General features: G+C 68.0%; 17 protein-coding genes. 16 read left to right on the plus strand and 1 reads right to left on the minus strand.

Going from position 1 to position 15,789, the window contains the following annotated elements; genetic code table 11:
• The first annotated feature begins 128 nt into the window (after positions 1 to 128).
• Together murJ and OCH239_RS07730 are read left to right on the plus strand one after the other, a co-directional pair.
• Complete coding sequence (murJ, locus tag OCH239_RS07725; RefSeq protein ID WP_037260660.1) at positions 129 to 1,676, plus strand: murein biosynthesis integral membrane protein MurJ; 1,548 nt, start codon at positions 129 to 131, stop codon at positions 1,674 to 1,676.
• Complete coding sequence (locus OCH239_RS07730; protein ID WP_084782266.1) at positions 1,600 to 3,168, plus strand: phospholipase D family protein; 1,569 nt, start codon at positions 1,600 to 1,602, stop codon at positions 3,166 to 3,168. The genes murJ and OCH239_RS07730 overlap by 77 nt, the downstream gene beginning before the upstream one ends.
• A 4-nt stretch (positions 3,169 to 3,172) precedes the next feature.
• Here OCH239_RS07730 and OCH239_RS07735 read toward each other — a convergent pair whose 3' ends face one another.
• On the minus strand, positions 3,173 to 3,853 hold the full coding sequence (locus OCH239_RS07735) for a rhomboid family intramembrane serine protease (protein WP_037260661.1): 681 nt from the start codon (positions 3,851 to 3,853) through the stop codon (positions 3,173 to 3,175).
• A gap of 112 nt (positions 3,854 to 3,965) precedes the next feature.
• Here OCH239_RS07735 and OCH239_RS07740 point away from each other — a divergent pair, with 112 nt between their 5' ends.
• From OCH239_RS07740 to OCH239_RS07805, 14 genes are all read left to right on the plus strand, one after another.
• Positions 3,966 to 5,291 (plus strand): ABC1 kinase family protein, encoded by a 1,326-nt coding sequence (locus OCH239_RS07740; RefSeq protein ID WP_037260663.1) that lies wholly within the window; start codon positions 3,966 to 3,968, stop codon positions 5,289 to 5,291.
• Between the two features lie 101 nt (positions 5,292 to 5,392).
• On the plus strand, positions 5,393 to 5,869 hold the full coding sequence (locus OCH239_RS07745) for a VOC family protein (protein ID WP_037260666.1): 477 nt from the start codon (positions 5,393 to 5,395) through the stop codon (positions 5,867 to 5,869).
• Positions 5,870 to 5,942: 73 nt separating this feature from the next.
• Complete coding sequence (locus OCH239_RS07750) at positions 5,943 to 6,815, plus strand: branched-chain amino acid aminotransferase (RefSeq protein ID WP_037260669.1); 873 nt, start codon at positions 5,943 to 5,945, stop codon at positions 6,813 to 6,815.
• A gap of 81 nt (positions 6,816 to 6,896) precedes the next feature.
• Positions 6,897 to 7,352: a universal stress protein gene (locus tag OCH239_RS07755; RefSeq protein ID WP_037260672.1), complete on the plus strand. Its 456-nt coding sequence runs from the start codon at positions 6,897 to 6,899 to the stop codon at positions 7,350 to 7,352.
• 134 nt (positions 7,353 to 7,486) lie between these two features.
• Entirely contained in the window at positions 7,487 to 8,056 is a 570-nt protein-coding gene (locus OCH239_RS07760; RefSeq protein WP_037260675.1) for a NifU family protein, read from the plus strand.
• Positions 8,046 to 8,612 (plus strand): tRNA (adenosine(37)-N6)-threonylcarbamoyltransferase complex dimerization subunit type 1 TsaB, encoded by a 567-nt coding sequence (gene tsaB / locus OCH239_RS07765; RefSeq protein ID WP_037260678.1) that lies wholly within the window; start codon positions 8,046 to 8,048, stop codon positions 8,610 to 8,612. Before OCH239_RS07760 ends, tsaB begins: the two co-directional genes overlap by 11 nt.
• Positions 8,602 to 9,033, plus strand: a complete 432-nt coding sequence (locus tag OCH239_RS07770; protein ID WP_037260681.1) for a GNAT family N-acetyltransferase — start codon at positions 8,602 to 8,604, stop codon at positions 9,031 to 9,033. Before tsaB ends, OCH239_RS07770 begins: the two co-directional genes overlap by 11 nt.
• 142 nt (positions 9,034 to 9,175) lie before the next feature.
• Positions 9,176 to 10,180, plus strand: coding sequence for a BMP family lipoprotein (locus tag OCH239_RS07775; protein WP_037260683.1), 1,005 nt, complete (start codon positions 9,176 to 9,178; stop codon positions 10,178 to 10,180).
• A 78-nt stretch (positions 10,181 to 10,258) separates the two neighbouring features.
• Positions 10,259 to 11,863, plus strand: coding sequence for an ABC transporter ATP-binding protein (locus OCH239_RS07780; RefSeq protein ID WP_037260685.1), 1,605 nt, complete (start codon positions 10,259 to 10,261; stop codon positions 11,861 to 11,863).
• A complete protein-coding gene (locus tag OCH239_RS07785) occupies positions 11,856 to 12,965 on the plus strand; it encodes an ABC transporter permease (RefSeq protein ID WP_037260686.1) in 1,110 nt (369 codons plus the stop codon). Before OCH239_RS07780 ends, OCH239_RS07785 begins: the two co-directional genes overlap by 8 nt.
• 19 nt (positions 12,966 to 12,984) lie before the next feature.
• Complete coding sequence (locus tag OCH239_RS07790; RefSeq protein WP_037260689.1) at positions 12,985 to 13,950, plus strand: ABC transporter permease; 966 nt, start codon at positions 12,985 to 12,987, stop codon at positions 13,948 to 13,950.
• Positions 13,951 to 14,052: 102 nt separating this feature from the next.
• Positions 14,053 to 14,676: an ImuA family protein gene (locus OCH239_RS07795; protein WP_037260691.1), complete on the plus strand. Its 624-nt coding sequence runs from the start codon at positions 14,053 to 14,055 to the stop codon at positions 14,674 to 14,676.
• Positions 14,677 to 14,742: 66 nt separating this feature from the next.
• Positions 14,743 to 15,309 carry a biotin transporter BioY gene (locus OCH239_RS07800; RefSeq protein ID WP_037260692.1) on the plus strand — a complete coding sequence of 189 codons (567 nt, stop codon included), beginning with the start codon at positions 14,743 to 14,745 and terminating at the stop codon, positions 15,307 to 15,309.
• Complete coding sequence (locus OCH239_RS07805) at positions 15,306 to 15,725, plus strand: DUF1284 domain-containing protein (protein WP_037260694.1); 420 nt, start codon at positions 15,306 to 15,308, stop codon at positions 15,723 to 15,725. Before OCH239_RS07800 ends, OCH239_RS07805 begins: the two co-directional genes overlap by 4 nt.
• The last annotated feature ends 64 nt before the right edge of the window (positions 15,726 to 15,789 follow it).

Genomic DNA, 15,789 nt, shown 5'->3' on the forward strand with positions numbered 1-15,789 from the left:
ATCGGCGCGTCCCGGCCGAGCGGGCGGGCAATGGCACGGCCTGCGCAAGCGCGCTCTTTCCCCGCCCCCGCATATTGGGATAAGCGACGGGAAAACAACGCCCGATCTGCGGGCAGAGGCCATCGAGCATGCGACCCATCCGACTTCTGACCGGCGTTCTCACCGTGGGCGTCTGGACACTCCTCTCGCGCGTGCTCGGGCTCGTTCGAGAGATCGTCATCCTCGCCCTGATCGGTCCGGGCCCGGTGATGGATGCCTTCGTCGCGGCATTCCGCCTGCCCAACATGTTCCGCCGGTTCTTCGCCGAGGGTGCGTTCAACGCCGCCTTCGTGCCGATGTTCTCGAAGCGCCTCGAAGCGGATGACGACCCGCTCGGCTTCGGCTCCGAGGCGCTCTCCGGCCTCGCCTTCGTGCTCCTGATCCTCACCGGCCTCGCGCTCGTCTTCATGCCCGCGCTGGTCTGGGCGACGGCCGAGGGCTTTGCCGGGGACGAGCGGTTCGACATGACGGTCGCTTATGGACGCATCGTCTTTCCCTATATCTTCTTCATCTCGATCGCGGCGCTGCTCTCGGGCGCGCTGAACGCGTCGGGCCGGTTCGCCGCTGCGGCGGCAGCCCCCGTCCTTCTGAACGTCATGGTGATAGGCGCCATGATCGCCGCGGAATATCTCGGCGGCCAGGTCGTCACGGTTCTTGTCTGGACTATACCGCTCGCGGGCGTCGCGCAGCTGGCGCTCGTCTGGATCGCGGCCGAGCGGGCGGACATCTCGCTCCGGCCACGCCGCCCCCGCTGGTCGCCCGAGATGAAGCATCTCACGCGCGTTGCGGTGCCCGCCGCGCTCGCGGGTGGGGTCATGCAGATCAACCTCCTCGTCGGCCAGCAGGTCGCCTCCAATTTCGACAAGGCGGTGGGCTGGCTCTATGCCGCCGACCGGCTCTACCAGCTGCCGCTCGGCGTCGTCGGCATCGCCGTGGGCATCGTCCTGCTTCCCGACCTCTCGCGACGCCTGAAGGCGGAAGATCACGAAGGGGGCAAGGCGGCCTTCTCGCGTGCGGGCGAGATATCCCTCGCTCTGACCCTGCCCGCGGCCGTCGCGCTCATCGTTGTGCCGCTCCCGGTCGTCAGCGTCCTCTTCGAACGTGGTGCGACTTCAGCGTCGGACGCGCAGGCGATCGCGCTCGCCGTCGCGATCTACGGGCTCGGCCTACCCGCCTTCGTGCTGCAGAAGGTCCTCCAGCCGCTGTTCTTTGCGCGCGAGGACACGAAAACGCCGTTCCGCTACGCGGTCGTATCGATGATCGTGAACGCCGCCCTTGCCGTCGGTCTTGCACCGGTGCTCGGCTGGATCGCCCCCGCCATCGCGACGACGGCGGCCGGCTGGGTGCTGGTGATCCTCCTGGCCATCGGGGGCCGTCGCCTCGGCCCCGTCGCCCGCTTCGACACCCGATTCCGGACCCGCGTCTGGCGCGTGGCGGCCGCCTCGACCGTGATGGGCGTGGCACTCTGGGGAACGATGATCGCACTCGACCCTTTACTGGAGAGGGGCGGCGTGCGTTACGTCGCCCTAATCGTGCTGATTACCATCGGGGTCGTGATATATGCAGCCGTCGGACACGCTATCGGAGCCTTCCGGCTCTCGGAATTCCGAGACGCCTTCCGGCGCAAGCGCGGCTGACGCTGCCAAGCTCACTGCCTACATCACCGCCGCCGAAATCTATCCGGCTCTCGAGCGGATGGTAGCGGGCGCCAAGCGCGAGGTCCTCCTCTCGTACCGGGTGTTCGAGCCCGACACCAAGCTGCGCGCGCCCGAACTGCGTGAGCAGGGCCTCGACACGTGGCTCGACCTGCTCGACTCGGTGACGAACCGCGGCGTCAGCCTGAGGATGATCATCACCGATTTCGATCCGCTCTTCGCCGACGACCTGCACGAGCTGTCCTATCTTTCGGCAAGCTGCTTTGCCGAGCATGTGTCCGGGGACGTTCAGATCCTGCTCGCACCGCACGGGCAGGAGGTCGGATGGATCTGGCGCCGGGCGCTGTTTCTCAAGGTCGTGGAAAAGCTCAAGAAGCTGAAGGAAAAGACCAAGGACAAGCTGACCCCGATCCAGCGCAAGGTGCTCAAGGAGCGTCCCTATCTCCGTCCCGTTTCCCTCCACCAGAAGGTGGCGGTGGTCGACGGCGCGCGCACGATCACCGGCGGGCTCGACGTCAACGAGCGGCGCTGGGACGACAACGATCACGAGCAGCCGTCGGAAGAGACCTGGCATGACGTGAGCCTCTATGCTGAGGGCGAGATCGCCCAGGCGGCGCGCGCGCATTTCGTGGAAACCTGGGCGGCGGCGTTGCGCGACGAGGCGACGTCGATGGCCGACCCGGCGGAGCCGATGAAAGAGCCGGCGCGGGTGGAGGGAACGCACGATCTGCGCTTCATCCGCACCATGTCCAAGCCGAGCAACGGCCCGTTCAGCTTCGGCCCGAAGCCCGACAAGGTTGAGCATGAAGAGGAAACCATCGCCGCCATCGGGCAGGCGAAGAAGCTCATCTACATGGAGAGCCAGTTCCTGCGCCACCGTCCGATCTCGGACGCGCTATGCGCCGCCGCGCGGAGGGAGCCGGATCTGCAATTCATCCTCCTCCTCCCGCCCGAGCCCGAGCGCATCCTCTTCGGGGGCGCGAAGAGCTGGGATGCCCGCCATGCCCACGCGCTGCAGACGCTGGCCCTGACCGACATCCGCAAGGCGTTCGGCAGCCGCGCTGCCCTGATCTCGCCCGGCCAGAAGCAGGCGGCGACCGAAGGCTTCTCGCGTGCGCTCGGCGGAGCAGGGCCGATCTACGTGCACGCCAAGGTGACGCTGATCGACGACGTCTTCGGGATCGTCGGATCGGCCAATCTCAACGGCCGCTCGATGCGCTGGGACACCGAAGCGTCGATCCTCTTCCGCGACGAGAAACGCGCGCGCGACCTGCGCCTGCGGCTCGCATCGAAATGGATCGGCTCGCGGCTCGGCGAAGAGGATTCCGCCCGGGCCGAGACGTGGACGCATGCCGCTCAGGCCAATGCCGATCTCGCGCCGGAGAAGCGGATCGGTTTTGCGATGCCCTACCCGCTCGGCCGGGCGCGCCGCTTCTCGCGGCACCTTCCCATACTGCCCGACGAGATGTTCTGAAGCCTCAGCGCCGGATACGTGCGATCAACCGCCGCGTTCCGCCCGGCACCATGAGCATCGTCAGTCCGAACCCGCAGACGAATCCGCCGACCTCGGCCACCCACCACGGGCCCCCGCCGAAGAGCAGGCCGAAGACGAGCTGCAGCCCGAGCAGGACGCCGATCAGCGAGAATGCGCGCAGCTGCGCCTCGCCGAGCCGCTTGGCACGGATCCAGGCGAGATAGGTGAACGCTCCGATGAGCCCGTAGACCGGGGGAAAGCCTCCGTAGAGCGGCGTGCCGATGCCCAGAGCCGCATAGATCAGCGCGCCGCCCGCCGCCGAGCCGAAGAAGATGCCAAGCGTACGGCCCTGTCCAAGCGCCTCCGCCACCATCTTGCCGAGGGCGAGCAGCATCACGCAGGCAAAAAGCGTCGAGGTGAAGGCGCCGTTGACGAAGGGATAGGTCACGAGCCGCATCACGTGCTCTGGGGGAAAGCTCCTTGTCTGCGCCATCCAGCCGAGGATCTCGCCCGAGAACGCGAAGCGCTCGATCGCGGCAACCCGCCAGCCGATCGCTTCCGGTCCGCCGGCAAGTCCGCGAGCGCCGAGCGAGAAGGTCAGCTCCGCGACCGCCATCACGCCGAAGAGCGCAGGGATCGCGGGAGGGATCGGGTTCACCGGGCTGGCATTGTGATGGCTGGGCACGCGGCACCTCCGGGGCTCTTTGTCGCGCCTGACTACAAGGCGGCCGGCCGGATGGCCAGCACGGGCGCACGGCCTAGCTACCCTGCGTCCCGCCCGCTCCCGGAGCGCCCGAATGTCCGACCGCGACCGTTATCTCTCCCGCCCTCTGCCGGTGCCCTCGCGACGCCTCGGCCGTCTCGTGCGCATCGGCGGGCTGACCGGGGGCCTCGTGGGCCGCGCCGCCTGGGTCGGAGCCGGGGAACTCGCACGCGGACGGCGTCCCGATTTCGAGCGGCTGATGCTGACACCGGCCAACGCCGCCCGCGTGACGGTCGAACTCGCGCGGATGCGCGGCGCCGCTATGAAGCTCGGCCAGCTCATCTCCATGGAAGCGGGCGAGTACCTTGCCCCAGAGCTTTCGGAGATCCTCGCGAGCCTCCGCTCCGAGGCGCATGCGATGCCCGGCCCGCAGCTGAAGAAAGTGCTCGCGGACAATCTGGGGCGGGATTTCCTTAAACGGTTCCGGAAATTCGACGTCACGCCCATCGCCGCCGCCTCGATCGGGCAGGTTCATCGCGCGGTGACGAAGGACGGGGCGGAGCTGGCGATCAAGGTGCAATATCCGGGCGTGCGCGAGAGCATCGACAGCGACATCGCCAATCTCGGTGCCGTCATCCGGTGGTCGGGCTTGGTGCCCCGCGGCCTCGACCTCGCGCCGCTTCTCGAGGACGCGCGGAGCCAGCTTCACGAGGAAGCGGATTATGCCGCCGAAGCGGAGTCGATGACGCGCTTTGCGGACCTTCTCGAGGGCGACGCCCATTTCGCCGTGCCCCGCCCTCATCCGGAGCTCTGCACCCGCGACGTCCTCGCGATGGAGTTCATGCCCGGCATCCCGGTCGAGCGGATGACCTCCGCACCGCAGAAGTTGCGCGACGGGATCGCCGAACGGCTCATCGCGCTCCTGCTGCGCGAGCTCTTCGAGTTCCGCCTGATCCAGACCGATCCTAACTTTGCCAATTACCGCTACGACGAGACCGAAGGCCGGATCGTCCTGCTCGATTTCGGCGCGACCCGAAGCTATCCGGAGCCTCTGGTCGAGGATTTCCGAGCCCTGCTGCGCGCAGGCCTTGCCGAGGATCGGTGCGCCATGCAGGAGGCCGCGACACGGATCGGCTACCTGAACTCGGACCTCCCGCCTGCGCGCCTCTCGGTGCTGCTCGAAATGATGGAGATGTGCTTTGCCCCGCTCCGTCAGACGTCCCCCTTCGACTTTGGGGCCTCGGACCTGCCGAGGCGCCTCACCGAGGCCGGGATCGCGCTCGGACGCGACCGCGAGATCGTGCCGGTGCCGCCGACGGACGCGCTGTTCCTCCAGCGCAAGGTGGCGGGAATTTACCTTCTTTCGGCACGGCTCGGGGCCCGCGTCGCGCTTCGACCTCTGGTCGCCCCCTACGTCTGACGTTCGGTGCGCCTGCGCACAACGCCGGTCCTCTTTCGACAATTTCGCGAGACGGGGCGCAGACCTATTCTTGAGGAACACGTCCACACGGGATCGACATCATGACCACCAAAGCCCCACCCGACATGAGGATCGGGCACGTCCACCTGCGCGTCTCGGATCTGGAACGCTCGATCGCGTTCTACCGCGACGTCCTCGGCCTGACGCTCATGCAGCGTTACGGCTCCAAGGCCGCGTTCCTCTCTGCGGGCGGCTATCACCATCACATCGGGCTCAACACCTGGGGCAGCGAGGGTGCACCGCCGGCTCCGACAGGTCACCCGGGGCTGTTCCACACTGCGTTCCTTTTCCCGGACCGAGCCTCGCTGGGCGCGGCGCTGAAACAGGCGATCGCGGCCGGGGTCGAGATCGAGGGCGCGGCGGATCACGGCGTGTCCGAGGCGGTCTATTTTTCGGATCCCGACGGCAACGGGATCGAGATCTACCGCGACCGTGCCGAGGCGGAGTGGCCTCGCGACGGGGCAGGAAATCTCGCGATCATCAACGCCCCGCTCGACCTCGAGGCGCTTCTGGCCTAGGCCGCCTGACCCGGGTGGACCTTTGCGGCGCCCGGGACTAGCGTCGCGCCCGCACCAGAGACGAGGGCAGACCATGGCGACCGGGCGCAACATCCGCACGTATTTCGAAGGCGAATGGCACGAGGGGGATGTGCCCGTCATGCGCGCGGCGGATCACGGGGCGTGGCTCGGCTCGACGGTCTTCGACGGCGCGCGGTTCATCGACGGCGTGGCCCCGGATCTTGACCGCCACTGCGCCCGCACCAACCGCTCGGCAGAGGCGTTGATGATCGCCCCCACCATGAGCGGCGAGGAGATCTTCCAGATCGCCTGCGAGGGCCTGCGGATGTTCCCGAAATCCGCGCCTGTCTACGTCCGGCCGATGTACTGGTCCACGGACAGCGAGCCTTCCGCGATCATGCCCAAGATCGGCGAGAGCCATACCGGCTTCGCGCTCTGCCTCGAGGAGTTCCCGATGCTGCCCGACGAGCACCTTGTCTCGCTCGGCCGCACGCGCTTCCGCCGTCCGGTGCTCGAGGACAACGTGGTGAACGCCAAGGCCGGAGCGCTTTACGCCAACAACGCGCGGATGCTGCGCGACGTGGGGCTGCGCGGCTTCGAGAACGCGCTCGTCGCCGACGCCATGGGCAACGTGGCCGAAACCGCGACGTCGAACGTCTTCATGGTCCGCGACGGCGTCGTCTTCACCCCTATCCCGAACGGAACCTTCCTTGCCGGGATCACGCGGGCGCGTCACATCGAGAACCTGCGCGCCGACGGCTTCGAGGTGGTCGAGACGGTCCTGACCTTCCGCGACTTCCAGGAAGCCGACGAGATCTTCCTCACCGGCAACCTCAACAAGGTGACGCCGGTCGGCCAGTTCGAAGACACCTATTACCAGTTCGGCCCCATCACCCGGCGTGCGCGTGAGATCTACTGGGACTGGGCGGCCTCGCAGACGGTCTAGAGCGGGCAAACTTCGCTGCGCTCGTCGGCGGTTGCCTGGATCCGCCCCCTGCGCCATGATCCCGCCCCGAGGAGAACCATCATGCGCAAGTTCCTTGTCGTCCTCGACGACAGCCGCGAATGCCTCAACGCGATGCGGTTTGCCGCGATGCGGGCGTCCAAGACCGGCGGCGGCGTGGCCGTCCTGTCCGTCATCCCGCCCGACGAGTTCAACCATTGGGTCGGCGTCGGCGAGATCATGCGAGAGGAGAGCCGCGAGCGCATCACCGCGCATTTCGAGGTCTTCGCCAAGTGGATGCGGGACCGGCAGAAGGTCGACCCCGAGCTGGTGATCCGCGAAGGCGATCCGGTGACCCAGATCATCGCGCAGGTGGACGAGGATCCCGATATCGGCGTTCTGGTTCTCGGGGCCGGTACCGACAAGCAGGGCCCCGGCCCGCTGGTGACGCAGCTCACGCGCATCGCCGGCAACCTTCCGATCCCCATCACCGTGGTGCCCGGCGACCTCTCGAAGGAACGCCTCGAAGCGATCACCTGAGCCAACCATCGGGCGAAAAGCGGATCGCGCCGAAGGCCCACTCTGGGCCGCGGTCAAAGTTTAGAATTGTTCCAAACCTTGACCCTGTGCGGCGGCATGCGCATATTCCGGTCAACCACGAAAGGGGCCTGCCCATGTTCATCCAGACCGAATCGACCCCCAACCCGGCGACGCTCAAGTTCCTGCCGGGCCAGACGGTGCTCGAAGCGGGCACCGCGGACTTCCCCTCGGCCGAGGGCGCGGGATCCTCGCCGCTCGCTCAGCGCCTCTTCTCGGTGAACGGCGTGCGCGGCGTCTTCCTCGGCAACGATTTCGTCACCGTGACCAAGGCGGAAGAAACCGACTGGGACCACGTGAAGCCCGCGATCCTCGGCGCGATCATGGAGCACTTCCAGTCCGGCCAGCCGGTCATGGCGGACGGCGCGATGGAGGCCGCCGGTGACGGCCATGCCGAGCATACCGGCGAGGACGGCGAGATCGTCGGCCAGATCAAGGAACTGCTCGACACCCGCGTGCGTCCGGCGGTTGCTCAGGACGGCGGCGACATCACCTTCCACGGCTTCGAGCGGGGTGTCGTCTACCTCCACATGCAGGGCGCCTGCGCCGGCTGCCCGTCTTCGACGCTCACTCTGAAGATGGGCATCGAGAACCTGCTGCGGCATTACATTCCGGAAGTGACGGAGGTCCGGCCGGTTGGCGTCTGACCCCATCGTCCTCGGCTTCGACACATCGGCCGCGCATTGCGCGGCCGCTTTGCTGTGTGGCGACCTGGTTCTTTCGGTCCGCGGAGAGGGAATGGCGCGGGGACAGGCCGAACGACTGATCCCGCTCATCGAGGACATCCTGGCCGAAGCGGGTCTCACTTGGCGCGACCTCGCGCGGGTCGGCGTCGGCATCGGCCCGGGAAACTTCACCGGCATCCGCATTTCCGTCGCCGCGGCGCGCGGGCTTGCGATGTCGCTCGGCATCCCGGCGATCGGCATCTCCACCCACGACGCAATCGGCGGGCCCTGCCCAGCGGTCCCTGCCCCGCGCGAGCAGGCATATCTGCGGGACGCCGAAGGGCGCATCACCCTCAGCCCGCGCACCGAGGTGCCCACGAACGCCTCCTGGCCGCCCGCCTGCGGCGCGCTGGCCGTCTCCATCGCGACTCTCGCCCGCGACCGGGTGCCGGGACCGCCTCCCGCACCGCTCTATGCCCGGCCGGCGGATGCGGCTCCGGCGCGGGACGCGCCACCGGTCATCCTCGATGACGCCTGAGGCGATGGCCGGGCTCATGGCCCGCGCCTACGAGCACCAGACGCCGTGGAGAGCGTCCGACATCGAGGACCTCGCCGGCCGCAAGGTCACGCGCATCTACACCGCCGAGAACGGTTTTCTGATCGCGCAGGTCATCGCCGACGAGGCGGAGATCCTCGCCCTGGCCGTCGATCCTTCGGCGCAACGGCAGGGCATCGCCTCCCGCCTTCTGGGCGACTTCCACGCCGATACCTGGTCAGGCGGGGTGGTCCGCACGGTCCTCGACGTGGCCGAGGACAACCTTTCCGCACGCGCTCTCTACACCCGGCACGGCTATGAGGAGACCGCTCGGCGGGCGGGCTATTACCCGCGCCGGGACGGGCCGGCGGCCGCGGCGCTGCTCATGTCGCGCACAATGACGAAAGGTCACAATGGATCGTGAGCGGGCCGGGAGGGTCTGTGGGGGAAAAAGCGGTTGACCCTCTTGACCCCCTGCGGCCTAAATTGCCGCCAGATCGCTCGATCCAAGACTGGCGGCCGGCCATGACCCGCGCCGCGACACTTCCAAGGCCAGGGAGCCCTCGATGACGATGATGAAATCCCTTCTCGGCGCCACGGCAGCGCTGGCGCTGACGTCCGGTGCCGCGCTCGCAGACCCGGCGCTGATCTACGACCTCGGCGGCAAGTTCGACAAATCCTTCAACGAGGCGGCCTTCAACGGCGCCGAGCGTTGGGCCGAGGAAACCGGCGGCTCCTACCGCGACATCGAGCTCCAGTCCGAAGCGCAGCGCGAGCAGGCCCTGCGCCGGTTCGCCGAGGCCGGCTTCAACCCGATCATCACCACCGGCTTCTCGATGTCGACCCCGATCGACAACGTGGCCGGCGACTACCCCGACACGAAGTTCGTGACGATCGACGGCTACGTCGATCCCGAGGAGCATCCGAACGTGAAGTCGATCCTCTTCGCCGAGGAACAGGGCTCCTATCTCGTCGGCATGCTCGCGGCGATGGCCTCCGAGACGAACACCGTGTCCTTTGTCGGCGGCATGGACATCCCGCTGATCCGCGCCTTCGCCTGCGGCTACGCTCAGGGCGCCAAGGCCGTGAGCGACGACATCGAGGTGATCGCGAACATGACCGGCACCACGCCCGCGGCGTGGAACGACCCGGTGAAGGGCTCCGAGCTCACCAATGCGCAGATCAGCCAGGGATCCGACGTCGTCTTCGCGGCTGCGGGAGGTACCGGCATCGGCGTCCTGCAGACCGCCGCCGACAAGGACATCCTGTCGATCGGCGTCGACAGCAACCAGAACTACCTGCATCCCGGCCAGGTCCTGACCTCCATGCTCAAGCGGGTGGACGTGGCGACCTATGACGCGATGCAGGCGGGCGCGGATCTCGAGACCGGCGTGGAGACGCTGGCGCTCGAGGACAACGGCGTGGGCTACGCTCTCGACGACAACAACCGCGAGCTCATCACCGAAGAGATGCAGGCCGCCGTCGACGAGGCGCGCCAGAAGATCATCGACGGCGAGATCGAAGTGCACGATTACCGCTCGGACGACAGCTGCCCCGCACTGTCGTTCTGATCGCACCGGATCAGCCATGATTGACAAGGGCCGCGGATTTCGCGGCCCTTGCCCGTATACGCCACGCAGGGCCCGCGCATGACCGACACCGCCCCCGCCATCGAACTCAAGGGCATCTCCAAGTCCTTCGGACCGGTCCAGGCGAACAAGGACATCTCGATCCGCGTGATGCCGGGCACGATCCACGGCATCATCGGCGAGAACGGGGCCGGCAAGTCCACCTTGATGTCGATTCTCTACGGGTTCTACTCGGCCGATGCGGGCGAGATCTGGGTGAAGGGCGAGAAGACCGTGATCCCCGACAGCCAGGCGGCGATCCGCGCAGGCATCGGCATGGTCTTCCAGCACTTCAAGCTGGTGCAGAACTTCACAGTGCTCGAGAACGTGATCCTCGGGGCCGAGGATGGCGGGCTCCTGAAACCGTCGCTCTCGAAGGCGCGGGGCGTGCTGAAGCAGCTCGCCGAGGAATACGAGCTGTCCGTCGATCCCGACACCCAGGTCCAGCATCTGTCGGTCGGCCACCAGCAGCGGGTCGAGATCCTCAAGGCGCTCTACCGGCAGGCGGATATCCTGATCCTCGACGAGCCGACGGGCGTTCTGACGCCCGCCGAGGCCGACCACCTCTTCCGCATCCTCGACAACCTGCGCGCCGAGGGGAAGACGATCATCCTCATCACGCACAAGCTGCGCGAGATCATGGAGATCACCGACACGGTTTCGGTCATGCGCCGCGGCGAGATGACGGCGACCGTGAAGACCGCCGAGACGAGCCCCGAAGAGCTTGCCGAGCTCATGGTGGGCCGCAAGGTGCTCCTGCGGGTCGACAAGGCGCCGGCCAAACCGAAAGAGGCCCTGCTCGAGATCGAGAACCTTCGCCACTTGGACGGACAGGGCGTCGAGAAGCTGCGCAACATCTCTCTCGAGGTGCGTGCCGGCGAGATCGTCGGCCTCGCGGGTGTCGCGGGCAACGGTCAGTCCGAACTTCTGAACGTGCTCGGGGGCTATGCCGACGCGACCGGAACCGTGCGGGTGAACGGCAGGGAGATCCCGCTCTCCGGCCGTGGCTGCGACGGCATGGCGCGTCGGGCCGCAGGCATCGGACACGTCCCCGAGGACCGCCAGCGCGAGGGGCTCATCATGCCCTACTCCGCGTGGGAGAACACGGTCTTCGGCTATCACCACGGGCCCGAGACCGGATCGGGACTTCTGATGGACAACGCCGCGATCCGCAAGGAAGCCGCCGCCAAGATGGAGCGGTTCGACGTGCGGCCACCCGACCCGTCGCTGGCCGCCAAGAACTTCTCGGGTGGCAACCAGCAGAAGATCGTCCTCGCGCGCGAGATCGAGCGGAACCCGGATGTTCTTCTTATCGGCCAGCCGACCCGCGGCGTCGATATCGGAGCGATCGAGTTCATTCACGAGCAGATCGTGCGGCTGCGCGACATGGGCAAGGCGATCCTGCTGGTGTCGGTGGAGCTCGACGAGATCTTCGCGCTCTCGGACCGCATCGCGGTCATGTTCGACGGCAGGATCATGGGTGTGCGCGACGCCGGAGAGACCGACCAGCGCGAGCTCGGCCTCCTGATGGCCGGGATCACCGAGGATCCGGGCGGGGATGCCTACGAGGCCGTGGACGCTGCCATGGACCAAAAAGATCACCGGGAGGCTGCCCGTCATGGATAGGATGCCCGCCTGGGCCGACGCGGTGCTCGTGCCCCTCATCTCGCTCCTGCTCGCGGCCCTCCTGTCGGCGCTTGTCATTCTCGGGATCGGCGAGAACCCGATCGAGGCGCTGAAGCTCATGGTCGAAGGCGCGCTCCTGCGGTCCGCCGGATGGGGCTACACGCTCTACTACGCGACGAACTTCATCTTCACCGGGCTCGCGGTGTCGGTCGCCTTCCACGCCAAGCTCTTCAACATCGGCGGCGAGGGGCAGGCGATGATCGGGGGCTTGGGCGTCGCGCTCGTCTGCCTCTACCTGCCCTGGCCGCACTGGTCGCTCGCTCTCGTCGCGGCATCGGTCGCGGCTGCGCTCTTCGGCGCGGTCTGGGCGTTCATTCCCGCCTACCTGCAGGCCAAGCGCGGCAGTCACATCGTGATCACGACGATCATGTTCAACTTCATCGCCGCGGCGCTTCTGAACTACCTGCTTGTCAACGTGATGAAGCCCGAGGGTCAGCAGGATCCGGCGACCGCGATCTTCCCCGCCGCGACGCATCTGCCGACCTTCCAGGACATGTTCGCGACCGAGGCGATGCCGCTCTTCCGCGGCTCTCCGGGCAACGTGACGTTCTTCCTGGCCATCGCGGCCTGCCTCGTCGTCTGGGCCCTGATCTGGCGCACCCGGCTCGGATACGAGATCCGCGCCCTCGGCCATTCCGAAAGCGCCGCCAGATATGCCGGCATCTCGCCCGTGCGGACCATCGTTATCGCCATGCTCATATCGGGCGCGCTCGCAGGCCTCATGGGCGTCAACACCGCGATGGGCGAGGCCGAGCGGCTCGTGATGAACGCGACCGAGGGCGCGGGCTTCATCGGCATCGCCGTGGCGCTGATGGGGCGCAATCACCCGATCGGGGTCTTCCTCGCCGCGATCCTCTTCGGGTTCCTCTATCAGGGCGGCGCGGAGCTGGCGCTCTGGACCAACATTCCGCGGGAGCTGATCGTGGTGATCCAGGCGCTGGTGATCCTCTTCACCGGCGCCCTCGACAACATGGTGCGGATGCCGCTCGAGCGGGTCTTCGCTGCCCGCCGCCGCGCCGCCCGCAAGACGCCTGCCGAATAAGCCCGAGGACGGACCCGAGATGGATTACAACACCCTCCTTCAGGTGCTCGACTCCACGGTGCGGCTCGCGACGCCGCTCCTCCTCGCCTGTCTCGCGGGGCTCTTTTCCGAGCGCTCTGGCGTCATCGATATCGGCCTCGAGGGCAAGATGCTGATCGCCGCCTTCTTCTCGGCCGCGATCGCCGCAATGACGGGGTCGGTGTGGCTTGGACTTGGTGCAGGCATCGTCTCCGCCGTGCTGCTGAGCCTCGTGCACGGGCTCGCCTCGATCACGTTCCGCGGCAATCAGCTGATCTCGGGCGTCGCGATCAACTTCCTGGCTGCCGGTCTGACAGTTCTCATCGCGCAGGACTGGTTCGGTCAGGGCGGGCGCACGCCGTCGCTGATCGGCGGCGGCCGCTGGGGCAACATCACGCTCCCCTTCGCGGACACTCTGTCGGGCGTTCCGGTGATCGGTCCGCTTTACGCCCAGCTCATCTCGGGCCATTCGCTCCTCGTTTACGTGGGCTTCCTGATGGTGCCGCTGACCTGGTGGGTGCTCTTCCGGACGCGGTTCGGCCTGCGCCTGCGTGCGGTCGGCGAGTCGCCCGAGGCGGTCGACACGGCGGGCGTCTCGGTCGTCGGGCTGCGCTACGCCGCGGTGGCGATCTGCGGGCTCCTCTGCGGGATCGCGGGTTCCTACCTCGCCACCGGCCTTCAGGCGGGCTTCGTCAAGGACATGACCGCGGGCCGGGGCTACATCGCCCTCGCGGCGCTCATCTTCGCCAAGTGGCGGCCGTGGCATGCGCTCGGCGCCTGCCTGCTCTTCGGCCTCCTGCAGGCGGTGGCGCTCCGCTACCAGAACATCGACCTCGGCGGGATCACCATCCCGGTGCAGGTGATGGACGCCCTGCCCTACATCCTGACCGTGGTGATCCTTGCCGGGTTTGTCGGCAAGGCGATCCCGCCGCGGGCGGGCGGGGAGCCCTACGTCAAGGAACGCTGAGCGCGCCGGCGGCTCTCACGGGGAAGCTGCCGGCCGGACGCAAAGACCCTCGGTGTCCATGTCCGGATTGAGAACATAAAGAGAACCAAGTATCGTTCCGCCATGTCCCTGCCCCGACTCGCCCGCCGACATCACGACGCGCCGCCCGCCCTCACGCTCTGGAGCGAGGTGGCGTTCCCCCTCGCCCGAGTGCACGAGATCTGCGGCCGGGCGCGCCGGACCCTCGCGCTGCGCCTCGCCGCCGCGACCGAAGGCACGATCCTCTGGATCGCCCCGGCCCATGCGCGCGATCCGCTCAACCCCGACGGGGCGGCGGTGCTCTGCGATCCCGGGCGGGTGCTTTTCGTCACGGCCCGCCGCACCGAGGATCTGCTCTGGGCGCTGGAGGAAAGCCTGCGCGCCGGGGTCGCCCCGCTCGCCGTGGCCGAACTGACCGAGCCGCCGGGCCTGACCCCAATCCGCCGCCTGCAGCTCGCCGCCGAGGCCGGAGCGGCCGCGCACGGGCTGCGCCCCCTCGGCGTGATCCTCACCCCCGGCGCGGGCGGCGCGCCCGGCGTCGAGACCCGCACGCGGATGGAGCCCGATCACGCCGGCGACGCCGAGGGCTGGCGCCTCGAGCGGCTCCGCGCCCGCATGGCCCCGCCGCGCGCCTGGCGGATCGACGGAGAGGGCGTGGCACATCCCGCGGCCGTGCCCGAGCCCGAGCCCGGCGGTGTACCGGCTTGAACACCAGGCACCGATATGTCCTTCTCCGGCAAAGACTTTCAGCACCAATATCACGGAGACGCCCGCATGGCCCTCGCCCGTTCCCCTCTCGCCCTCGAAAGCCGCCCGCTGCACTGGCAGATCGCTGCCGTGTTTTTCGGAACCGTCGCGCTCGCCGTTGCCTCGCAGATCTCCGTCCCGATGGTCCCGGTCCCCGTGACCATGCAGACCTTCGCGGTGATGACGCTTGGCGCGCTCTACGGCTGGAAGCTCGGCGCGCTCACGGTGCTCGCATGGCTCGGCGAAGCGATGCTGGGCGCGCCGGTCCTCTCCGGCGGCGCGGGCGGCCCCGCGCCGTTCGTCGGCCCGACCGCGGGCTATCTCGCCGCCTTCCCGATCTGCGCGGCCCTCACCGGTTGGCTCGCCGAACGTGGCTGGAACGGCCGTCGCCCGCTGCTCGCCCTTGCGGCAATGGGCATCGGCCACGTGCTATGCCTTACGCTCGGCGCGGCGTGGCTGACCGTGCTCTTCGGCTTCGAGACCGCCATCGCCACGGGAGTCGCGCCGTTCCTCGTCGGCCTCGCCCTCAAATCCGCGCTCGGCGCGGTGGTGCTGCGCCAGATCGCGCAGATGTCGGGCAAGCGCGCCGAGTGACCGTCCGGCTCCGGCCCCACCACCTTCTGTGCGTGCTGACCTATGTGGGGGCGGGCTACACGCCCGCCTTCACCGCGAACATGGACCGGGTGGTCGGACGGCTCTCGCGCCGGGAACCCGTCCGGATCGTAGCCGGCCCCGACGACATCTGCGTCCCGCTAAGCTCCGATCCTTCGGCCCATTGCCACGGGCCGCGCGTCAGAACCCGCGACAGGCGCGCCGCCCGCGACGGCACGCGCCATCTCGGCCACCCCATCGTGCCCGGCGCAACCTTCACGCTCGACGCCGCGACACTCGCGCGGCTTCGCCGCAGCTTTGCAAGAGGCCGCGTACGGTCCGCCTGCACGGGCTGCCCGTGGTCCGCGCTCTGCACCTCGGTCTCGCGCCGCGCCTATCCGGGAACGCGCCTCTCATAGCCCCACTGGCCCCTGCCGGACCGATCCGCTAAGGACGGCGCGACCTTTCCACACGACGGCGGAG

Source organism: Roseivivax halodurans JCM 10272 (assembly GCF_000521785.1).
Classification (GTDB): Bacteria; Pseudomonadota; Alphaproteobacteria; order Rhodobacterales; family Rhodobacteraceae; genus Roseivivax; species Roseivivax halodurans.